A 19,044-nucleotide genomic window follows, 5' to 3' on the forward strand; every position below is an offset into this window, starting at 1 on the left:
TCAAAAACAAATTTGCCCAGCACGCTGGCTGGGCAAATTAGATTAGCATTGCTTAGTGTGCGTGAGCAGCGCTAGACCCTTTAGGGTTACGGATCCCATCAACCATCACTTTGACTTCTTCAGGTGTATCCGCAGTCACCTTCATAACCAGTGCAGCTACAACGAAGTTCACTAGCATACCTACAATACCGATCCCTTCAGGAGAAATCCCAAACAACCAGTTTGCAGGGGCATTTAGCTCAGGGCTAACAAACTTAAAGTAAATAATATAAGCCGCAGTGAAACCTATACCCGTTACCATGCCGGCAATCGCACCTTCTTTATTCATTCGCTTAGAGAATATCCCCATGATAATTGCAGGGAAGAAACTCGCCGCAGCTAGCCCGAAGGCAAATGCAACCACCGAGGCAACAAATCCTGGCGGGTTTATACCAAAATATGCTGAGATCCCAATCGCTACCATCGCTGCTAAGCGTGCAGCCAGCAATTCTTGTTTATCGTTGATATCCGGCTTAATGGTACGCTTCAACAAGTCATGTGATACCGATGTTGAAATAACCAGTAGCAAACCAGCGGTTGTCGATAGCGCTGCTGCAATACCACCTGCAGCGACCAATGCAATCACCCACGCAGGCAGATTTGCAATTTCTGGATTCGCCAATACCATAATATCGCGGTCAATCTTCACTTCGTTTGCACTGGCAGGATCGTCAATCTTACCTGCAGAGTACTGCATTTTGCCATCACCATTCTTATCATTGAATACGATAAGGCCCGTCCTTTCCCAGTTTTTCACCCACTGTGGTGCTTCTTCATATACCGTGCCACTACCATCTTTACCGTTGATAGTATCGATCATGTTTACACGAGCGAACGACGCAACAGCGGGTGCAGTTGTATATACGATAGCGATAAACACTAAGGTCCAAGCGGCTGAAATACGAGTGTCTTTTACTCTAGGAACGGTAAAAAAGCGAACAATTACATGTGGCAGACCAGCAGTACCAACCATAAGTGCAGCGGTAATAGCAAACACATCAACCATACTCTTAGAGCCTTCAGTGTACTGCGCAAAACCGAGCTCGGTACTAAGTCCATCTAGCTTGTCGAGTAGGTAGGTGCCCGAGCCATCAGCCAACGTAGCGCCAAAACCGGTTTGTGGAAGTAAATGGCCCGTCATCATCAGGGAGATGAAAATTGCAGGAACTAAATAAGCAAAGACAAGGACACAATACTGAGCAACTTGTGTATAAGTGATCCCTTTCATACCGCCAAGTACCGCGTAGAAGAATACAATCACCATACCGATGTAAACACCCGTTTCAATATCCACTTCGAGGAAACGAGAGAACACCACACCAACACCACGCATTTGACCGGCAATATAGGTAAAACAAATGAAGATAGCACACAGGATCGCAACCACACGTGCAACCTGAGAATAGTAACGATCACCAATAAAATCTGGTACCGTGAACTTACCAAATTTACGCAAATAAGGTGCTAAACACAGGGCAAGTAATACATAACCGCCGGTCCACCCCATGAGATAAACACCGCCGTCGTAACCAGCGAAGGAAATAATCCCTGCCATTGAAATAAAGGACGCTGCACTCATCCAATCTGCAGCAGTTGCCATACCGTTTGCAACAGGAGGTACACCGCCGCCAGCAACATAGAATTCATTCGTGGACCCAGCTCTCGCCCAGATAGCGATACCGATATAAAGCGCAAAACTAAGGCCGACGATAATAAAAGTTAAAATTTGAACATCCATCGATTAGCTCCTCACTCATCCACGCCGTATTTTTTGTCTAACGCATTCATTTTTGAAACGTAGACAAAAATTAACGCAACAAAAGTATAAATTGCGCCTTGCTGAGAAAACCAAAATCCGAGTTTAAATCCAAAAAAACGAACTTCGTTGAGCACATCAACTAACAGGATGCCGAATCCAAATGAAACGACAAACCAAATAGCGAGTAGCTTAAACATCAAGGCGAGATTTTCTGACCAATATGCTTTCGCTTGTTCTTCACTTTTAAAAGCCATTTTAAATCTCCTATCACCCGCTCCAACATGGAGCAAGTTGTGTTAATAGACCTTAATGAGAGTAGCAACGGCTTGGTAAGTTGAAATTGAGACCTTAGTCGTAACGGCAAGTTAACGTTTACGTAAACTGCAGATGCGTGATATTCATAAGAATTAAAAAGTCTTTATAAACAAAAAGATAAGTCAAAACAGGTTGGATGAAGATGTATTTTCAATGAGTAGATGCGACAGTAAGACATTAGTCTAACTTGAATGGTGAATGAACGTCTTTACTCACCAAAGAAAACTCTAACACTTTGATTTTAAATCACATGTAAAGCTCAAATAAAATTATAGAGTAAACTAGACTATGGGTGCCATTTGTTTGCTACAGTATGACGATATTAATACCAAAAACTATAACAAACATTATGACTGCCATTTTACTCCTTGTTGCCGCTGCTTATATTGGTGTACTTTTTTGGCTCGCCAACTGGGGAGATAAAACCACCCCCCGCGCACTCAAAATTAGTCATCATCCGTTTGTTTATGCCTTTTCCTTAGGGATTTATTGTACCTCTTGGACTTATTACGGCTCGGTAGGTACTGCGGCCACCAGTAGCTGGCATTACTTCCCTATTCTATTGGGGCCCATTTTACTGTTTTTGTTCGGTCAGGGTTTTTTGCGCAAACTCATATTGGTCAGTAAAAAGCAGAATATCACCACCATTGCCGACTTCATTTCGGCACGATACGGTAAACGCCAAACTACGGCCGTCATGGTAACGATGATAGCCCTATTGGCAACCATTCCATATATTGCACTCCAGCTCAAAGCCTTGAGTAGTAGCTTTTTGTTATTACAGCAGGATGAGCAAGTGTCTGGCACTGCGCTCGCATTAGCTGGCACCTTGATCATGGCATTATTTGCGATTTTCTTTGGCACCAGAAAGGTAGATGTGACTGAGTATCGCTCAGGGTTGATGTTGGCCGTTGCTTTTGAATCTATCGTTAAGTTACTCGCACTCGGTATTGTTGCCGTGCTTGCATGGCAATCTTTAGCTCAAGTTCCAGACTCATTTGAAGCATTGAGCGAACATTGGCAATCTTTTGACTTCTTTAACTTCAACTTCGTTGGACAAACGCTTATGGCAGCGGCTGCCATCGTCTGTTTGCCCCGACAATTTCATGTTGTGGTGGTAGATAACCACAATACTTCACACTTAAAAACCGCACGTTGGGCATTTACGCTTTACTTGTTATTGATAGCAGCCATGATCATCCCAATCGCTACCGCCGCTATCCACCCCGATATTGGCTATGGTGCGGCACCGGATAGTTTCGTACTCGCTTTACCTATCATGATGGAGCATCCGATCCTAGCTACATTTGTATTTATCGGCGGTTTATCTGCGGCAACGGCCATGATAGTCGTTGCGACTCTCACACTTAGTACCATGTTATCAAACGATGTGGTATTGCCTCTGTTGTTCAAGCGTAAATTTAAGAAGAACATTCTTAACAGCAGTTTTAAGAGTCAAATACTCTTAGTCCGACGCTTTGTTATCGCCGCAATCTTATTACTTTCATATATGTACCAGCGATGGTTTGGTCATGGTGAAGCACTCGCAAATATGGGGTTAGTTGCCTTCTCATTGGTGACTCAGCTATTGCCTGCAATTGTCGGTGGACTTTATTGGCGCAAAGGCCATGCGTATGGCGTATATGCGGGGCTCATCGCAGGTTTTATCTGCTGGATGCTATTTCTTATGTTTCCAATTCTGGAAGCTGGAGGATTACTTGATTACGAAATGCGCCAGACCCTTATCACCCGAGGAACTTTACTTGCACTGCTCGCCAACATTAGTTGCTATATTAGCTTTTCTATCGGCGCACAGGAGCGCCTAATCGACCGTATTCAGGCCGCGGCATTCGTAAACCCTAAAGATCAGGCTGCGCTCTCTAAACGCTTGAATAAACAAGTTCGCGCTACCGTGTATGACTTTAAAGTGCTACTACAAACCTTCTTGGGGGTTCAGCGCAGTCAGCAATTGCTCGGGCACTATGCTCAAAATAATATTTTAGAAGATAATGACGCGTACCCAGCTCCTGAATTTATCTCATTCTGCGAGCGCGCACTCACGGGAGTGCTCGGTGCTTCATCAGCCCAAGCTCTGATCCGTACCGTGTCATCGGGTCGCCAAATGGCATTTGAAGAGGTGGTTAACTTTTTTGATGAAACTACACAAGCACTACAGTTCAACCAAAACCTACTTTATACCTCATTAGAAAATTTAAGCCATGGGATTTCGGTTGTTGATAAAGATCTAAAACTAGTTGCATGGAACAGGCGTTATCACGAGATGTTCGCCTACCCTGATGGTTTCTTAGAAGTAGGACAACCGATAGAAGAAGTGATCCGCTTTAACGCCGAGCGCGGTGAATGCGGACCTGGAGAAATTGATAAACACGTCGATAAACGAGTTCAACATCTGAAAAATGGCACTCCTCACCACTTTATTCGCCACCGCCGTAATGGCCAAGTATTTGAGATGACGGGAAACCCGCTTCCTGAAGGCGGGTTTGTGACGAGTTTTTCAGATATCACCACGCATATTGCGACGCAAAACGCACTGGAAGAAATCAATATGGATCTAGAGAACCGTATTGAAGCCAGAACCCAAGAGATCCGCACCATTAATATGGATCTTAAAGCGGAAATAGCCAATCGTCACGAAACAGAGCAGGCACTAATGGCCGCTAAAAAAGAAGCAGAACAAGCAAATGAGAGTAAAACTCGCTTCTTAGCGCTTGCCAGTCATGATATTTTGCAGCCACTCAATGCCGCACGCCTGTACTTAGCAGCGATTGATACCCACAATCTAATAAGTAAAGATCAGGGTAACTTTGAAAAACTCACCGATAGCCTAGACTCCACCGTGCACCTGATGAGCGCGCTTTTGGATATTGCAAAACTTGAGCAAGGTGCAATGAAGCCCACTCCTAGGCACTTCAACATTGACGATATCTTATTACCACTGGCAAATGAGTATGCCATCATTTCAAAAGAGAAAGGTCTCGAACTTAAGGTAAGAAGCTCCCACAGCATTGTACACAGCGACACCACTTACCTACGCCGAATCATTCAAAATCTGGTTTCCAATGCCGTTAAATATACCGACAGTGGCAAAGTGCTTATCGCCTGTCGACGCCGTAAACATAGTTTGAGGCTTGAAGTATGGGATACCGGTCCAGGTATTTCAAACCATGAGCAAAATAAGATATTTAACGATTTTTATCGTATTCAAGCGGGCGATAATAAAGGTATTGGGCTTGGGCTTGGTGTTGTAAAACGTCTATGCGATCTCTTATCCATCACAATTTCTGTGAACTCGGTTGTCAATCAAGGCAGCCGCTTTGCCATAGACATACCCTATGGCAATGTGGATTTACTCCAAGTAAAAGAAGATATTAGCCAAAAACCGCAAAGCAAAACTCAACTTAATGTCATCGCGGTTGATGACGACCCGAAAAACCTAGAAGCCATGGCGAGCCTGCTAGATAAATGGCATTGCCACTATCAGCTGTTTTACAAAGTAGAAGACGCGCTTGCTTACGCAAAACACAATCCCGCACCAGATGTTATTTTAATGGATTACCAACTTAACGATAACTGTGATGGGATCTCTTTGATCAAATCGCTACGCATCGTATGGCAAAATACGGTTCCAGCTATTTTAATTACCGCCGTGAGGGATGAAGAAGTAAAAATCGCCGCTAAAAGTGAGCAGATCCATTACCTGTCTAAGCCAGTAAAGCCAGCAAAACTCAAAGCTCTGCTCAACCATGGACGGTGATCAAAAAAGCCTAAATAAACTTAGGCTTTAGTCGCGGATATCAAAGCTTTACCATTATTGTAAAGCTAAGCAAGAACTAGTGTGATGCCAGTGCCAGTAATTGATTTTCAGCTTCTACGACGTCGCTAACTTGTTCGGCTGTATAAAAAATCTCTCCCTTCACAGTCATCACTAAACTAAACTGGCTCTTGTGCTGTGCAATAAACAACTCATCAACAGTCACATCCGAAATCTCTTCTACCAGTGGTCTTATCCCCTAAATTATCATTATTTGGACTGTCTGGAGATGAATCATCAGAGCCACAACCTGCCAATAGCAAACCCAAGGCAATACAACTCAACGTAAATCTATTTTTCATGGATATCCCTCCTCGGTCCTTTAAAGTAACGCAACACGGTTCTTTACGTGCTTTCATTGCGATGCAGTTACACCTAAGTGATAGCTTCACTGTTGAACTATCTGACAAAAATCGTCTTAACGAAAAACCTGTGAGATTTTTTCTGCCAGCTAGAAATTAATTACATTTGATACCTATTTGTTGCTAGGATAATGAAGTAATAACAAGATAGGGAATGCGCATGGATATCATTGCACTGCTGGCCGATTGGCAAAGAGGCAGCAAAGAAAGTGAGAAAAAGCTTAAAGCCTTAGTTTATAACCACTTAAAAACCGTGTGTAGTTTACACCTTGAAGCACACAAGAAACAAATGGACGCGACATTCATTCTAAGCCATTTGCCTAATACTACCTGCCTCTTGCACCAATCCTTAATGGAATTGATCCCTCCAAGCTATGGCATTGAGCATAAGACACACTTTAATCGCTACCTAAGCCTTTTTGTACGTAATATGCTACGAGATGAAATTCGCAAATTAAAAGCACAAAAGAGAACACCACCAACTTATTGGATTGAAGAAGCTACAGAGGCACCTCCTGACCAATATCTAGCACTAGATAGTGCCCTTTCACTGCTTGCGAAACAACACCCAACAAAAGCAGATATTTTTTCACAGCATTATTTTTTGGGCCTTGAGCCTGAACAATTGGCTCAGCAACTTAATATTTCAACAGCGACTGTTTATAGAGAGCTCAAAGCCGCAAAAGCCTTTATCAGGGTAAATGCGTAAAATAATAAAGGAAGCCCTATGACTTTTAATGATGCGCTCAGCGTATTTGATCACTTACTTGACAATTATTCTCAAAACCTGACCGCGGGTTTAAATAGCATACCCGAATTGTCGCCACAACTGAGAGATGAAGTAACGGCATTAATCTCAGCACATGAACAAAATGTGCAGCAAACTTTGTTTAGCAATATCATTGCGGCTCAAGTAGATACTTTAGATGCAGATAAAGATTTGCTTTCACTCACCGGTGAACAGATCCAACACTTTAAACTCAAAACGCTACTGGGCTCGGGCGGTATGGGGGTGGTGTATCTTGCTAAGCGCTGCGACGGCCAACTAGAACAACAAGTCGCCATTAAAATTATTGCGCCATCAATCACTTTGTTAACCTCAAAAGAACTCGCGTTTAAAGAAGCGCAATATTTGGCCCGCTTAAACCACCCCAATATTGCTAAAGTGTACGACGTTGGCACAACAGAAAGTGGCCTAATTTACCTAATCATGGAATACATAGAAGGCGACCCCTTACAGCAGTTTTGTGCAACTGCGACTAATGATGAAATGCTGAAGCTACTGATTAAAGTATGTGATGCAGTAAGCTACTCTCACCAAAATCGAATTATTCATGGTGATTTAAAGCCCGATAATATCTTGGTGGATAAGCTGGGTGAGCCAAAACTGGTGGACTTTGGCGTAGCTCATACGCTAAGCGAGCAAAGTAACGCAACCTATTCAGCATATATCAATGGGCTAAGTAGAGACTACGCCAGCCCAGAGCAGCTTGCTGGAGAGCCATTAACCACACAAAGTGATGTGTATAGCTTGGGCAAGATCTTAAAAAAACGATTAAATTCGGAAACTAATAGGGCTAAAGTTAATGCTGATTTACTTGCAGTATTAGACAGAGCAACTTCAGCGGCCTTATCAGTAAGATATAGTTCAATCGCCTTATTGCAGGCCGATCTTCATGCAGTTTATGAAAAAAAGCCTTTATCAGCTACAACAAAGAAAAATACAATTCTTTATAGGTTGCAAAAACGATTCTACCGTCAGCCATTTCTTACCTCACTTTTATCTGTAGCAGTACTTGCAATCATCACAATGACCGCAGCACTGATTGTTAAAAACCAACACTTAAATGAACAGTTTCAGCAAAAGTCGGCAATTGTTAACTACTTAAAAGATGTCTTTTATGCCGCAGATCCGAGATATTACAACGGAGAAAAGCCTGATTATGCACAGCTTCTATATTCTGGTAGCGCTAATTTAGACACTCAATTACCTAAGCAGAACGACGCCAGAATAGAAATTAAAGAAATTATCGCTCGCGCACTATTATCACTCGGAGATTATGAAAGGGCACGAATGCTGTTAGAGTCAGATATAGATAGCAACAAGCTCAATATACCCTTGGCAGAAACCATGTTCTATCAAGGTGCTTATGACCAAGCTGATGAGCTATTAAGCAAACTCACTCTAAGGCATGGTAGTGAAGAGTGGATAGAAAAAATCATCATTAGAAGTGCGATTCAATTAAAGCGAGGCAACAATAAAGAAGCCGTTGAAACGCTAGATAAACTTGCAAACCTAGTTCCAAGCACCGCAAACCAACAAAGACAGCTCATTCAAGCATCAGTAAAAAAAGCCATAGCTTACGATGAGCAGAGCATGTTTCAAGAAGCACTGCAAGAAATACAAAAAGCTTCTAAACTGGCAGAAGCCACCTACCCTGCTGACCATATTGGCCTACTTGATGTTTACAATACTCATGGCAACATTCTAAGTAGCTTAGGTGAGCTTGAAAAGGCCAGTAAGATATATAAAAAGCACCTTAACATTACCAAAAAGGTACTCGGTGAGCAGCACCCTTCCACCGGTAATGCATACAGAAACATCGGCTTTATAGAAGAAATGCAGGATCATTTCGAACTCGCGATCGAGTATTACAAGTCTAGCGAGTCCATTTTTTTAGAAAGTTATGGTGAGGACCATGAACAACTGGCATTTTTATGGAATGACATCGGGATAGCCTCACGCCTACGAGGAGACTTTGAGCAATCAGAGCACTATTTATTGAAAGCAGCTACAACCGCCAAAAAGGTGCTAGGTAAAAACAACCCCAATGTAGCTAGTATTTTAGGTAATCTCGCCATTGCTCAATTTTATTTAAAAAGACACGAGCAAGCTATCGATACGCTAAACTCCGCTTTAAAAATTGATTTATTATCATCGGGAGAGCTTCATAGCCGAACTGGTCATAGGTATTTCTGGTTAGGTTTTGTTCATGCAAATATTGGGGAGCTGGAACAAGCAAAAAAATATAACTCGAAATCAGTAGATGTATTTTCGCAGATATATCCTAAGGGAAATAAAACGACTTGGGACGCAATCATGCACAAGTTAACTATACAGTTGTCAAAAAAAGAGTATAAACAACTTGAAGAAAGCTTTATAGCTGCTGAAGAGTTTATACGAAGTTCAGCTGAACAGACTCGTTTTTCGAATGATATAAATAAGGTAAAGGTGCTTAGTGCGTTAATTAGAGGAGATATTGAGCAAGCGAAAATAGCATCATCTAAAATTGATGTAACGGTTTCGCATGATAGTAGCGAGGCATTACTTAATTTTTGGAAAAATATTCCGCATAAAAAACACACAGATTTATCTAAGGCTAAACAACAAACCTATAATCACCGAGGAGTCAGACGGATAGAAGAACTTCATAGCTTGCAAAACTGCTACATTAACAAGCCTATTTCTGAGTGCAAAATAGCAAGTCCAGTGTTACTTTTGCTCTAGTTTTGCAGAATAATGGTAATTTCTGGCAGAGCCTTAGCGATAGCGGTGCTTAACTTACTTTTCTCAGTTCAAAATTGGTCAATTAATTAACGCTATTGGTATTAAAGCCAGACTCAATCTTTAATAATTGAGCCTGGCTTACTAGTTATACGCAGTTCGTTTAAGCCATTGGCTAATGAGGGTAGACCTTGATGTAGCGTGTGTGTTCATTGACTTCAATGACCATATAAGACTTACCGTAGTAACCCAGTTCTGCATAGTTGCCATCAACGCCATTCGCTAGGTTTTGGTGGTTCAATACGTTGCTTGTTATGTAAGTTTGATACAAGTTTCCATTGTGATCCTTAACTGCATCAATGTGAGCATACTCATTGTCTTCGACCATAATGACGTAATATCTGTAAGAACCATAAAACCTTCTGGCTGATGCTGAGTCGGTATCACCAATTTTTTTGTATCCGTGCTCTAGCGGGGCAAGCCACTCATTATGATTGGCAAGCCTATTATTGCCGGCAAAAACAGAATATTTATGCCTGCCTGGCGCCGCTTGTATATATTTTCTTGCTAACTCTCTGTCATAAAAGAAGTATTCTTCTGCCTCACCAGAGCAATTATTGAATGCATCTCTTCCCCAGCACAACAACAACTTGTCTGGCTCTGAGCGATAGATACCTATGTAATCAACATCGGAGCCATCATCAATTCTGATGAAACCGTCAACGATTGTGTACTCAAGGGTGATGTTTCTTCCATTTACAACCGCACGAGCCTCTCTATCACTGAAGGTAATCTCTGTGAGCTGAAACGATTTGTCATTTCCTGAAAAATAAACATTGTACAAGGTTTTTCCATTCAACCATGAAGAACTAAATTTGGATATATTCCCCTGCTGTTTTGGATAAACTCTGAAATAAATCTGATCACTTGTTCTGGCACCTTCGTTGTCTTTTACTTCTAGATAGACTGTAAGTATTTTCTCTTCATCGGTTTCTGGAATAGTGAAGGTTGCAATACTATCAGATACGCTAAATGGTAAATATTGCTCCCCCATCTTCACATACCAACGCCGACTCAGAATATAACCATCAGGGTCATTGTAGTGTGCTGGCAAAGAAACATTTTCTCCAGAAGTAAGCTTGTTACTAACTGGGCTGATTATTGCTACAAAAGGAGAAATATTTGACTGGTTTTGAATAAAGCTTACCTTAAACTTTTCATCTTCCAGTTTATTATTCTCCGTCTCGATCGACAGTTTATAATCATAGACTTGAAACTCAGGAGAGACGTTATGCTCGCCACTACATGCAATTGTTGAATTTTCTGAGCTGACACAAGCAAGTAGTACTTTATCTCTGGATTCAGTTTCTATATTGACAATTAACTCATCAGCTTCAATGCTCGAAACTTCGTCTAATAACAGCGAAAACTTTATGGAATCTAATTCTTTAATCTCACTATTTGAAACTTTGATTTCTGTTTTCTTAGTGAAAAGCCCAAACTCATGAGATGTATTGAAGACCTTAAAATCAGCAATGTTTACAGATTCATCGTTAACTTTTCGTATGTGTTTATCAGCGCTTAAGATGATATCTAGCATTCTTCCATCTTCAGCTAAAATTTGTGGGTCACTGAAGATTTCTTTTAGGTTGCCAGTTGGCTCCTGATCAGAAACTGCTAATTTATATAGTTCATATCGTTGTAAGAACAGATCAAGGTTGACCCAAAAAGCCCTAATTTCCTCTGGCTCAGTAAGTGAACCAGCAGGAATATAGCTGCTAGAAGTAAGAAAACCATGTTGTATTACATAATCATTATAAAATGCATCACCATTAAAAGACATTTGTACTGCACTGATAAACTCCTCAAAGTCGAAGACCCCTTTATCTCTTAGTGACGCATAAGCTTCTATTTGAATCCCTAATATTTTGTCACTCACCTTCTTCATTTCCTTTATCGGGGTGGTGATTACGGCTTCTAGATACCAAGACACAAAGTCCGTAGGTAATATACCAATAGCGCTATTTATTAGTCCAGTTGCTCTGGTAATATTTCGTAGCGTACTGGCATCGAAAAAATTGAAACCAAACTCAGCGGCCTCTAAAACTAACTGAGCGTCACTTCTAAAGTCCGCGAATGAAAACCCAGCTTCAGCAAGTTTGTTATACTGGTTGGCTAAACTATTGGTGTAAATCTCCTTATCTTTAAACTTATGAAATGACTCAGCCAAATTTATGTAATATGCGTCTGTGTTGTCATCTTTTATGTCGGTTAGATTTTTATAAATTGATTTACCTAAATACCACGATGAGAAGATATCAAAGATTGTAATTTCTGACTCTTTATTACTTCTTCCATTTAAGTTTAAAATTTCTACCCATTCGTCATCGTTGAAGTCGTAAAGCCTTTCACAATCTTCTTCTGTAAGGCCGCTATAATTTTTATTATCACATGCCCCCTTTACCATTAACTCAAGGTTATGGATTACCTCTTCAGATTCACTTTTTCCAAAAATGTCTTTTTCAAGTATGAAGTCGGTAAAGTGTGTGGTCTGAAAATATGCATGTTTAGAAGAAGTGTCTACATATATTGGTTTTATGCTTTCAATAACATTACCTTGTGATATTCGTGTAGCTATGATGCTTTCAGGATCAATATCACCGTGATACGCTAGTTTTATTGTGACAGGTACATCGAAGGTCGTACCGGAGGGCTCTAAAGTTAATATATCGCTCTTTAGTACTCCATTAATACCATGAGTGCTTTCTGCAGAGCTTAGCTTTGCTGATATCGTAAGGTCTCCTCCAGATGAGCCGACGGGGAAATAAACTTCTGAGCTGGTGTTGGTATTATCAACAAGGTGCACCGTATTGTCCTGATCAGCAACGATAGTTGCTACTTCTACAGCTTCTTGCTCAAGGACGGTTAGCTGTCTATCAGTTTTATAGAAAACCCCGTTCTCTGTAGACAATGATATTGATACTTTATTAATGCCGCTTTGTTGTAGCTGTAGGCCTTCATTAGCATTCACAAAATCTGAGTTGTTTAAAGAAATTCTGACACTGGTGCCAAGGGGCTTTTCTGTTAAATTTGGATATATTTTATCGCCTATATTGAAATAGCTATCATTACTAATAACTAGTTTACTTTCAAGCTGCTTAAAAACGAAATTAAGCTTTTCAAGGTAGTTGGCTTTATTTTTATAATCACTTAAAAGGTACTTACTTTTCCCCATGAAAGTGCTTTCTAGACCTTTATGAAAGTAGGAGATATCACGATAAGATATAGTACCATCGCTATTTAGATCATTGATTAGAATATTTGCAAAGTGTGATAGTTGCTCATTTAGGTTGTTATTTCTAATATCTTGATCGACCGCTTGGTAGATAATGTCAGAGAGAAGCGAGATAGCCATACCATTATCGAGTATATCGTGGTTGAAAACTAAACCATACTCCACAGCGTTTTGACTTTCCGAGTTGTTGATACTCCCAGATACAGTGACGTAATAAAGCTTATTTTTCTCTATTCTTATTTTTTCAAAGAAAGCTGCTTTTGAATTTTCATCGAATTCCCCTGTGCTAATTCGAATACCTGGGTTTTCAGTATGAAATACAGCAACGTTTGTAACAGTTAAATCATCAATCAGAATGGGGACTTCAATATTTTGAGTTATTTCAACTTTTACTCTATCTCTGGCTTCATTTCCCGAATCATCACTAACAGTGATTTCTAACTCAGCATATCCATAGAATGGTAAAGAAGGTAGCTCAACCAATGTCTCTAAACTATTAACGTTTTCAATCGCTAATGTGGGGCCACTTACTTGTTGCCACCTAACAGCTTTAATTTTATTTTGTGTATCTACGGAAGGTCTTAAATTTACAGTATTACCCGACACACCCAATATATCTTCACCAGCATCAACTGAAAGCTCTGGTTTTATCTGAGAAAACTCAGCTTGGACGAAGCAAGGCTCTCGAATTTCCCCCGTAGAATAAACGTAATTATTAAGGCTTCCTGAGCAACCACTCGCTTCACTAATTTCAAAGCCCTCACTAGGAATGAGGGTAAAGCTAACAGTGCCACCATAAGCTACCGTTTGCGTACTAGGTGAAATGGTACCGCCTTCACCTGCACTCGCATCCACAGTAAAGGATTTTTGGTTAAAACTTACACTGACTTGGCAAGCAGAAGTAATGGTGCCAGTGATGTAAGTGTTGCCAACAAGTGTTCCGTTACACCCAGATACTTCAGCGATGCTAAATCCAACATCAGGTGTTACAGTAAAGCGGGCAGTATCACCATAATTAATAATTTGTGTACTAGGTGAAATACCACCGCCTTCACCAGCACTCGCATCCACAGTAAAAGTTTGTTGACTAAAGCTAGCGTTGATTTGGCAAGCAGACGTTATCACGCCAGTGGTGTAGGTGTTGTCAGTAAGCGTGCCGTTGCATCCTGTTACTCCACTTATTTCATAGCCTTCATCTGCCACAAGAGTAAAAGTGGCGCTATCACCATAGCTTACCGTTTGTGTGCTGGGTGAAATACCACCGCCCTCACCTGCACTAGCATCTACATTGAAAGTGTGCGGACTAAAGCTAGCGCTGACTTGGCAAGCAGAAGTAACCATACCGGTAGTGTATGTGTTGCCCGTCAGAGTACCACTACATCCTGTAACATCACTTATCCCAAAGCCCTCATCAGGCGAAAGCGTGAAAATCGTTGAGTCGCCATAGCTAACAGTTTGTGTGTTAGGTGAAATACTACCACCTTCATAAGCAATGCCTTGTACTATTATTTTTTGTAATTCTGCTATACCCCCGGGATCTTTAATTATCCCATTGGCAACTCCATCACTATCACCATAACCACCATCTTGGAGATGTAAAACAATACTACGCTTATCAGCAGCAAGCTGGGCGAATTCAGTAGGCATAAAATACCACGTTTCCCCATCGCTCTTAATGTAACGAGATTGCTCTGAAACTGCACTTGGGTAAGTTAGTTCAACTAAGACATCTGCACCCGGAGTTGTTGCAATATCTATCGCAAGTAACTGGAATGGCAGTACAATATCGTTACTCATCGCTGGCAAGTTTGGTTCATCTTTTGAGATAATTCCTTGGCTGCTTGTAGCAATAACTCCAGCATTATCAAGAACCTTAACTTGAAGTTGCTGACCGCTTTTTTCATCAGTAAACGTTCGTTTTGGTGTTAAGGTTTTGAGTGATATTTCGCAACTTTCTACAAGTTTAGCTACTTGATAATACTCTCCGACTAATTGACCTTGACAGCCAGTTATACTCTCTACTTTATGACTAGCATCCAATATCAGTTGAGCAGAAAGACTATCACCGTAAAAGTAGTCAGGTTTATCCAGCGTCAAACTTGCACCTTCTGGAAAATTTGTTTTTATAGATAACTTTAAAGGCTTGAATGAAACGTCAATACTGCAACTGTCATTCACATTATTGACATGATAATTAAGCTTCTCCTTGTCCAAAAGACCGTGACACCCCGTAGCATCGGCAAGGTAATACCCTTCGTCAGGCCGCAGCTCAAAGGTGGCAGAGGAACCCGCTTCTATATTTAGACTCTCAGGAACTATCGACCCAGCCCCAGTATAAGTTGTGACCACTTTATAACTTGCTTTAGTGTTTTGTTCATTTTTTTCTGGATTAGTGTCATTACATGCAGATAAAAAACCACAAAGTAGTAATATATAGAGGCGGAATGTAAAAGTTCTCATCTAATATCCTGAGGTAGTAAAAGCAACAAAAGTTGCAAACGAATTCACGATTAGTCATCACAGTAATACCAACCTTAAAAAGGTTGATCACGTATTTTGAAGTGAACTTTCTCAACACTTAGTGCTTTTTTTTAAGACGTGACATTTTATCTGTCGTGGTCAAATAAAATTGGCCAAAGTTTTTTGTTGGTAAGCATTTATCTCACTGCCAATTAGCAGTATTCTGAAAGTTCGCTTGGACGAATTGGAATGAGGAAATGAGTTACATACTAACGACAGAGTGCAAAGATGACATAGGACTGATCGCGAAGATCACGAGCCTTTGCCATGAGCACGACCTAAACATCACGCGTAATAACGAATTTGTAGATAAAGAAGGACAGCGCTTCTTTATGCGTACAGAGATCACAGGCACACCCAGTGATAACTTTCTGACACAACTTCGTCAGTCATTACCGACTGGCGCCAAATTAAACCTATACGGACAAGAACGAACAAAAGTGGTGCTGCTTGCGACGAAGGAAGCGCACTGCTTAGGCGGCGTGTTGCTTAAACAATATGAACAAGCATTCAATATTGAAGTACAAGCAGTTATCGCAAACTATGATACGTTGGAACCCCTTGTTAAAGGCTTTGGTATTCCTTTTCATCTGGTATCACATGAAGGGTTGAGTAGAGCTGAACACGACAGTGCAATGGCCGACTTAATCGAACAATATGATCCTGATATTGTTGGCTTGGCAAAGTATATGCGGATCTTAACACCGGAATTTGTCTCACGCTTTGACGGGAAAATTATTAATATCCACCACTCATTCTTGCCCGCCTTTATCGGTGCAAAACCCTACCATCAGGCATTTGAACGTGGCGTGAAAATTATTGGTGCTACTGCTCACTTTGTTAATGATGAATTAGATGAAGGGCCTATTATTGCCCAAAATGTCACGCAAGTTAGTCATGCTCAAAATGCCGAGGAGATGGCAAAAATCGGTAGAGACATTGAAAAAACAGTATTTTGTAACGCGTTACAATTAGCCTGCGAGCATAAGCTTTTCATTAACGGCAATAAAACTGTCGTCTTTTCATAATCAAGTTCAGAAACGCAATTTAGCAACTCAGGAAATGAACGCATGGATGCGTGCACTCCCACAATGCTGTGTATTCGGTGGTAGGAGCGAGTTTACCTCGCGAGGTTTTTCGGAATTTCATTGCAACCCCTCGGCGGGTAAACCGCCTCTTAGCATGTTGCACTGTGCTGATATTGTGGTGGGAGCGAGTTTACCTCGCGAGGTTTTTAAATCACACATAGCAAAAAACCCGTCGCATTGCTGCAACGGGTTTTGATGTACATGGATGTTCGAATGTCGATGAAGTTCATGGATGAACGCTTTTCATCAACCTCTTATTTGGCCCTGGCTCGCTACGAAGTAGGATGTTCTCATTTTTTAAATAGAGAGTCACATGGGTGATCCACACTATCATTGACCGGGGCCGACCCTTCGGCTGTTTTGTTTCACTTCTGAGTTTGGGTGACGAGAAACCGAAGCACCGCTTCGCAGTTCGAGGAAGTGAGCGCAAGGACGCGCGAAGGGGAGATGCTACATGGAAGTACTTTACCCCAAACAGCAAAAAACCCGTCGCATTGCTGCAACGGGTTTCTCTTATTTGGCCCTGGCGATGTTCTACTTTCACATGGGTAATCCACACTATCATCGACGCTGTTTTGTTTCACTTCTGAGTTCGGCATGGGGTCAGGTGGGTCCAAAACGCTATAGTCACCAGGAAATTCTGTTCATCAATGAAGTCTCCTTCATCAATGTAAATCTGGAAAAAGCTATTAAATTCTTTTGTCTACTTTAGTCTATTAACTTCTGTTAGCTAAGGCCTCCATGGATGGAGGTCATGCTAGGAATTGTCTGGAACAATTCTAGTAAACCACTTTGGCGTTGTATGGTTAAGCCTCTCGGGTAATTAGTACGAGTTAGCTTAATGCCTCACAGCACTTCCACATCTCGCCTATCAACGTTGTAGTCTTCAACGGCCCTTCAGTTGACTCTAAGTCAAAGTGAGAACTCATCTCGAGGCCTGCTTCCCGCTTAGATGCTTTCAGCGGTTATCAGTTCCGAACGTAGCTACCGGGCAATGCAATTGGCATCACAACCCGAACACCAGCGGTTCGTCCACTCCGGTCCTCTCGTACTAGGAGCAGCCCCTCTCAATTCTCAAACGCCCACGGCAGATAGGGACCGAACTGTCTCACGACGTTCTAAACCCAGCTCGCGTACCACTTTAAATGGCGAACAGCCATACCCTTGGGACCGACTTCAGCCCCAGGATGTGATGAGCCGACATCGAGGTGCCAAACACCGCCGTCGATATGAACTCTTGGGCGGTATCAGCCTGTTATCCCCGGAGTACCTTTTATCCGTTGAGCGATGGCCCTTCCATTCAGAACCACCGGATCACTATGACCTACTTTCGTACCTGCTCGACGTGTCTGTCTCGCAGTTAAGCTTGCTTCTACCATTACACTAACCGTACGATGTCCGACCGTACTTAGCAAACCTTCGTGCTCCTCCGTTACTCTTTGGGAGGAGACCGCCCCAGTCAAACTACCCACCAGGCACTGTCCTCAACCCCGATTCAGGGGCCTAAGTTAGAACATCAACACTACAAGGGTGGTATTTCAAGGTCGGCTCCACAGAAACTAGCGTTCCTGCTTCAAAGCCTCCCACCTATCCTACACATGTAGGGTCAATGTTCAGTGCCAAGCTGTAGTAAAGGTTCACGGGGTCTTTCCGTCTAGCCGCGGGTACACAGCATCTTCACTGCGATTTCAATTTCACTGAGTCTCGGGTGGAGACAGCGTGGCCATGGTTACACCATTCGTGCAGGTCGGAACTTACCCGACAAGGAATTTCGCTACCTTAGGACCGTTATAGTTACGGCCGCCGTTTACCGGGGCTTCGATCAAGAGCTTCGCCTAAGCTAACCCCATCAATTAACCTTCCGGCACCGGGCAGGTGTCACACCGTATACGTCATCTTACGATTTTGCACAGTGCTGTGTTTTTAATAAACAGTCCCAGCCACCTGGTCACTGCGGCTCTCGTTTGCTTACAGAGCAAGTCTTTCACAAACAAGAGCGTACCTTCTCCCGAAGTTACGGTACAATTTTGCCTAGTTCCTTCACCCGAGTTCTCTCAAGCGCCTTAGTATTCTCTACCTGACCACCTGTGTCGGTTTAGGGTACGATTCAGTATGAACTGAAGCTTAGAGGCTTTTCCTGGAAGTAGGGCATCAACAACTTCACCACCTTAGTGGCTCGTCTCGACTCTCAGCCTTGGCAACCCGGATTTTCCTAAGTCACCAGCCTACAGCCTTTCACATGGACAACCAACGCCATGCTTGCCTAGCCTGCTCCGTCCCCCCATCGCATTCATACCGAGTACGGGAATATTAACCCGTTTCCCATCGA

At 42.0% G+C, this 19,044-nt stretch carries 8 protein-coding genes and 2 rRNA genes (1 of these 10 cut by a window edge); 4 read left to right on the forward strand and 6 right to left on the reverse strand.

Annotation, left to right across the window (positions count from 1 at the left end; genetic code table 11):
* Window positions 1–52: 52 nt before the first annotated feature.
* Window positions 53–1,777, reverse strand: coding sequence for a sodium:solute symporter family protein (locus QSH61_RS15740; protein ID WP_010607554.1), 1,725 nt, complete (start codon window positions 1,775–1,777; stop codon window positions 53–55).
* Between the two features lie 11 nt (window positions 1,778–1,788).
* Window positions 1,789–2,052 (reverse strand): DUF4212 domain-containing protein, encoded by a 264-nt coding sequence (locus QSH61_RS15745; protein ID WP_010607553.1) that lies wholly within the window; start codon window positions 2,050–2,052, stop codon window positions 1,789–1,791.
* Window positions 2,053–2,462: 410 nt separating this feature from the next.
* Between QSH61_RS15745 and QSH61_RS15750 the strand changes: the two genes are divergently transcribed.
* A complete protein-coding gene (locus QSH61_RS15750) occupies window positions 2,463–5,888 on the forward strand; it encodes a PAS domain-containing hybrid sensor histidine kinase/response regulator (protein WP_206473065.1) in 3,426 nt (1,141 codons plus the stop codon).
* A gap of 76 nt (window positions 5,889–5,964) precedes the next feature.
* Here QSH61_RS15750 and QSH61_RS15755 read toward each other — a convergent pair whose 3' ends face one another.
* Window positions 5,965–6,111, reverse strand: coding sequence for a hypothetical protein (locus QSH61_RS15755; RefSeq protein WP_206473066.1), 147 nt, complete (start codon window positions 6,109–6,111; stop codon window positions 5,965–5,967).
* Window positions 6,112–6,467: 356 nt separating this feature from the next.
* Here QSH61_RS15755 and QSH61_RS15760 point away from each other — a divergent pair, with 356 nt between their 5' ends.
* Together QSH61_RS15760 and QSH61_RS15765 are read left to right on the forward strand one after the other, a co-directional pair.
* A complete protein-coding gene (locus QSH61_RS15760; protein ID WP_206473067.1) occupies window positions 6,468–7,016 on the forward strand; it encodes an ECF-type sigma factor in 549 nt (182 codons plus the stop codon).
* A gap of 18 nt (window positions 7,017–7,034) precedes the next feature.
* The gene (locus QSH61_RS15765; RefSeq protein WP_206473068.1) at window positions 7,035–9,815 is read left to right on the forward strand and encodes a serine/threonine-protein kinase; all 2,781 of its coding nucleotides are present in this window, start codon (window positions 7,035–7,037) and stop codon (window positions 9,813–9,815) included.
* A gap of 172 nt (window positions 9,816–9,987) precedes the next feature.
* Here the strand turns inward: QSH61_RS15765 and QSH61_RS15770 are convergent, their stop codons facing one another.
* The gene (locus QSH61_RS15770; RefSeq protein ID WP_206473069.1) at window positions 9,988–15,567 is read right to left on the reverse strand and encodes a choice-of-anchor U domain-containing protein; all 5,580 of its coding nucleotides are present in this window, start codon (window positions 15,565–15,567) and stop codon (window positions 9,988–9,990) included.
* Between the two features lie 257 nt (window positions 15,568–15,824).
* Here QSH61_RS15770 and purU point away from each other — a divergent pair, with 257 nt between their 5' ends.
* On the forward strand, window positions 15,825–16,655 hold the full coding sequence (gene purU, locus QSH61_RS15775; protein ID WP_010607548.1) for a formyltetrahydrofolate deformylase: 831 nt from the start codon (window positions 15,825–15,827) through the stop codon (window positions 16,653–16,655).
* A 581-nt stretch (window positions 16,656–17,236) separates the two neighbouring features.
* Here purU and rrf read toward each other — a convergent pair.
* Together rrf and QSH61_RS15785 are read right to left on the reverse strand one after the other, a co-directional pair.
* Window positions 17,237–17,350, reverse strand: a 5S ribosomal RNA gene (rrf, locus tag QSH61_RS15780).
* Window positions 17,351–17,517: 167 nt separating this feature from the next.
* Window positions 17,518–19,044: ribosomal RNA gene (locus tag QSH61_RS15785) — 23S ribosomal RNA — on the reverse strand; it runs 1,452 nt beyond the window's last position.

Source organism: Pseudoalteromonas sp. JC3 (genome assembly GCF_030291895.1).
Classification (GTDB): Bacteria; Pseudomonadota; Gammaproteobacteria; order Enterobacterales; family Alteromonadaceae; genus Pseudoalteromonas.

What these genes read in the sequence shown, in the direction of transcription:
- QSH61_RS15740 (WP_010607554.1), bottom strand. Translation starts at nt 1,777, where the DNA reads ATGGATGTTCAAATTTTAACTTTTATTATCGTCGGCCTTAGTTTTGCG.
- QSH61_RS15745 (WP_010607553.1), bottom strand. Translation starts at nt 2,052, where the DNA reads ATGGCTTTTAAAAGTGAAGAACAAGCGAAAGCATATTGGTCAGAAAAT.
- QSH61_RS15750 (WP_206473065.1), top strand. Translation starts at nt 2,463, where the DNA reads ATGACTGCCATTTTACTCCTTGTTGCCGCTGCTTATATTGGTGTACTT.
- QSH61_RS15760 (WP_206473067.1), top strand. Translation starts at nt 6,468, where the DNA reads ATGGATATCATTGCACTGCTGGCCGATTGGCAAAGAGGCAGCAAAGAA.
- QSH61_RS15765 (WP_206473068.1), top strand. Translation starts at nt 7,035, where the DNA reads ATGACTTTTAATGATGCGCTCAGCGTATTTGATCACTTACTTGACAAT.
- QSH61_RS15770 (WP_206473069.1), bottom strand. Translation starts at nt 15,567, where the DNA reads ATGAGAACTTTTACATTCCGCCTCTATATATTACTACTTTGTGGTTTT.
- purU (WP_010607548.1), top strand. Translation starts at nt 15,825, where the DNA reads ATGAGTTACATACTAACGACAGAGTGCAAAGATGACATAGGACTGATC.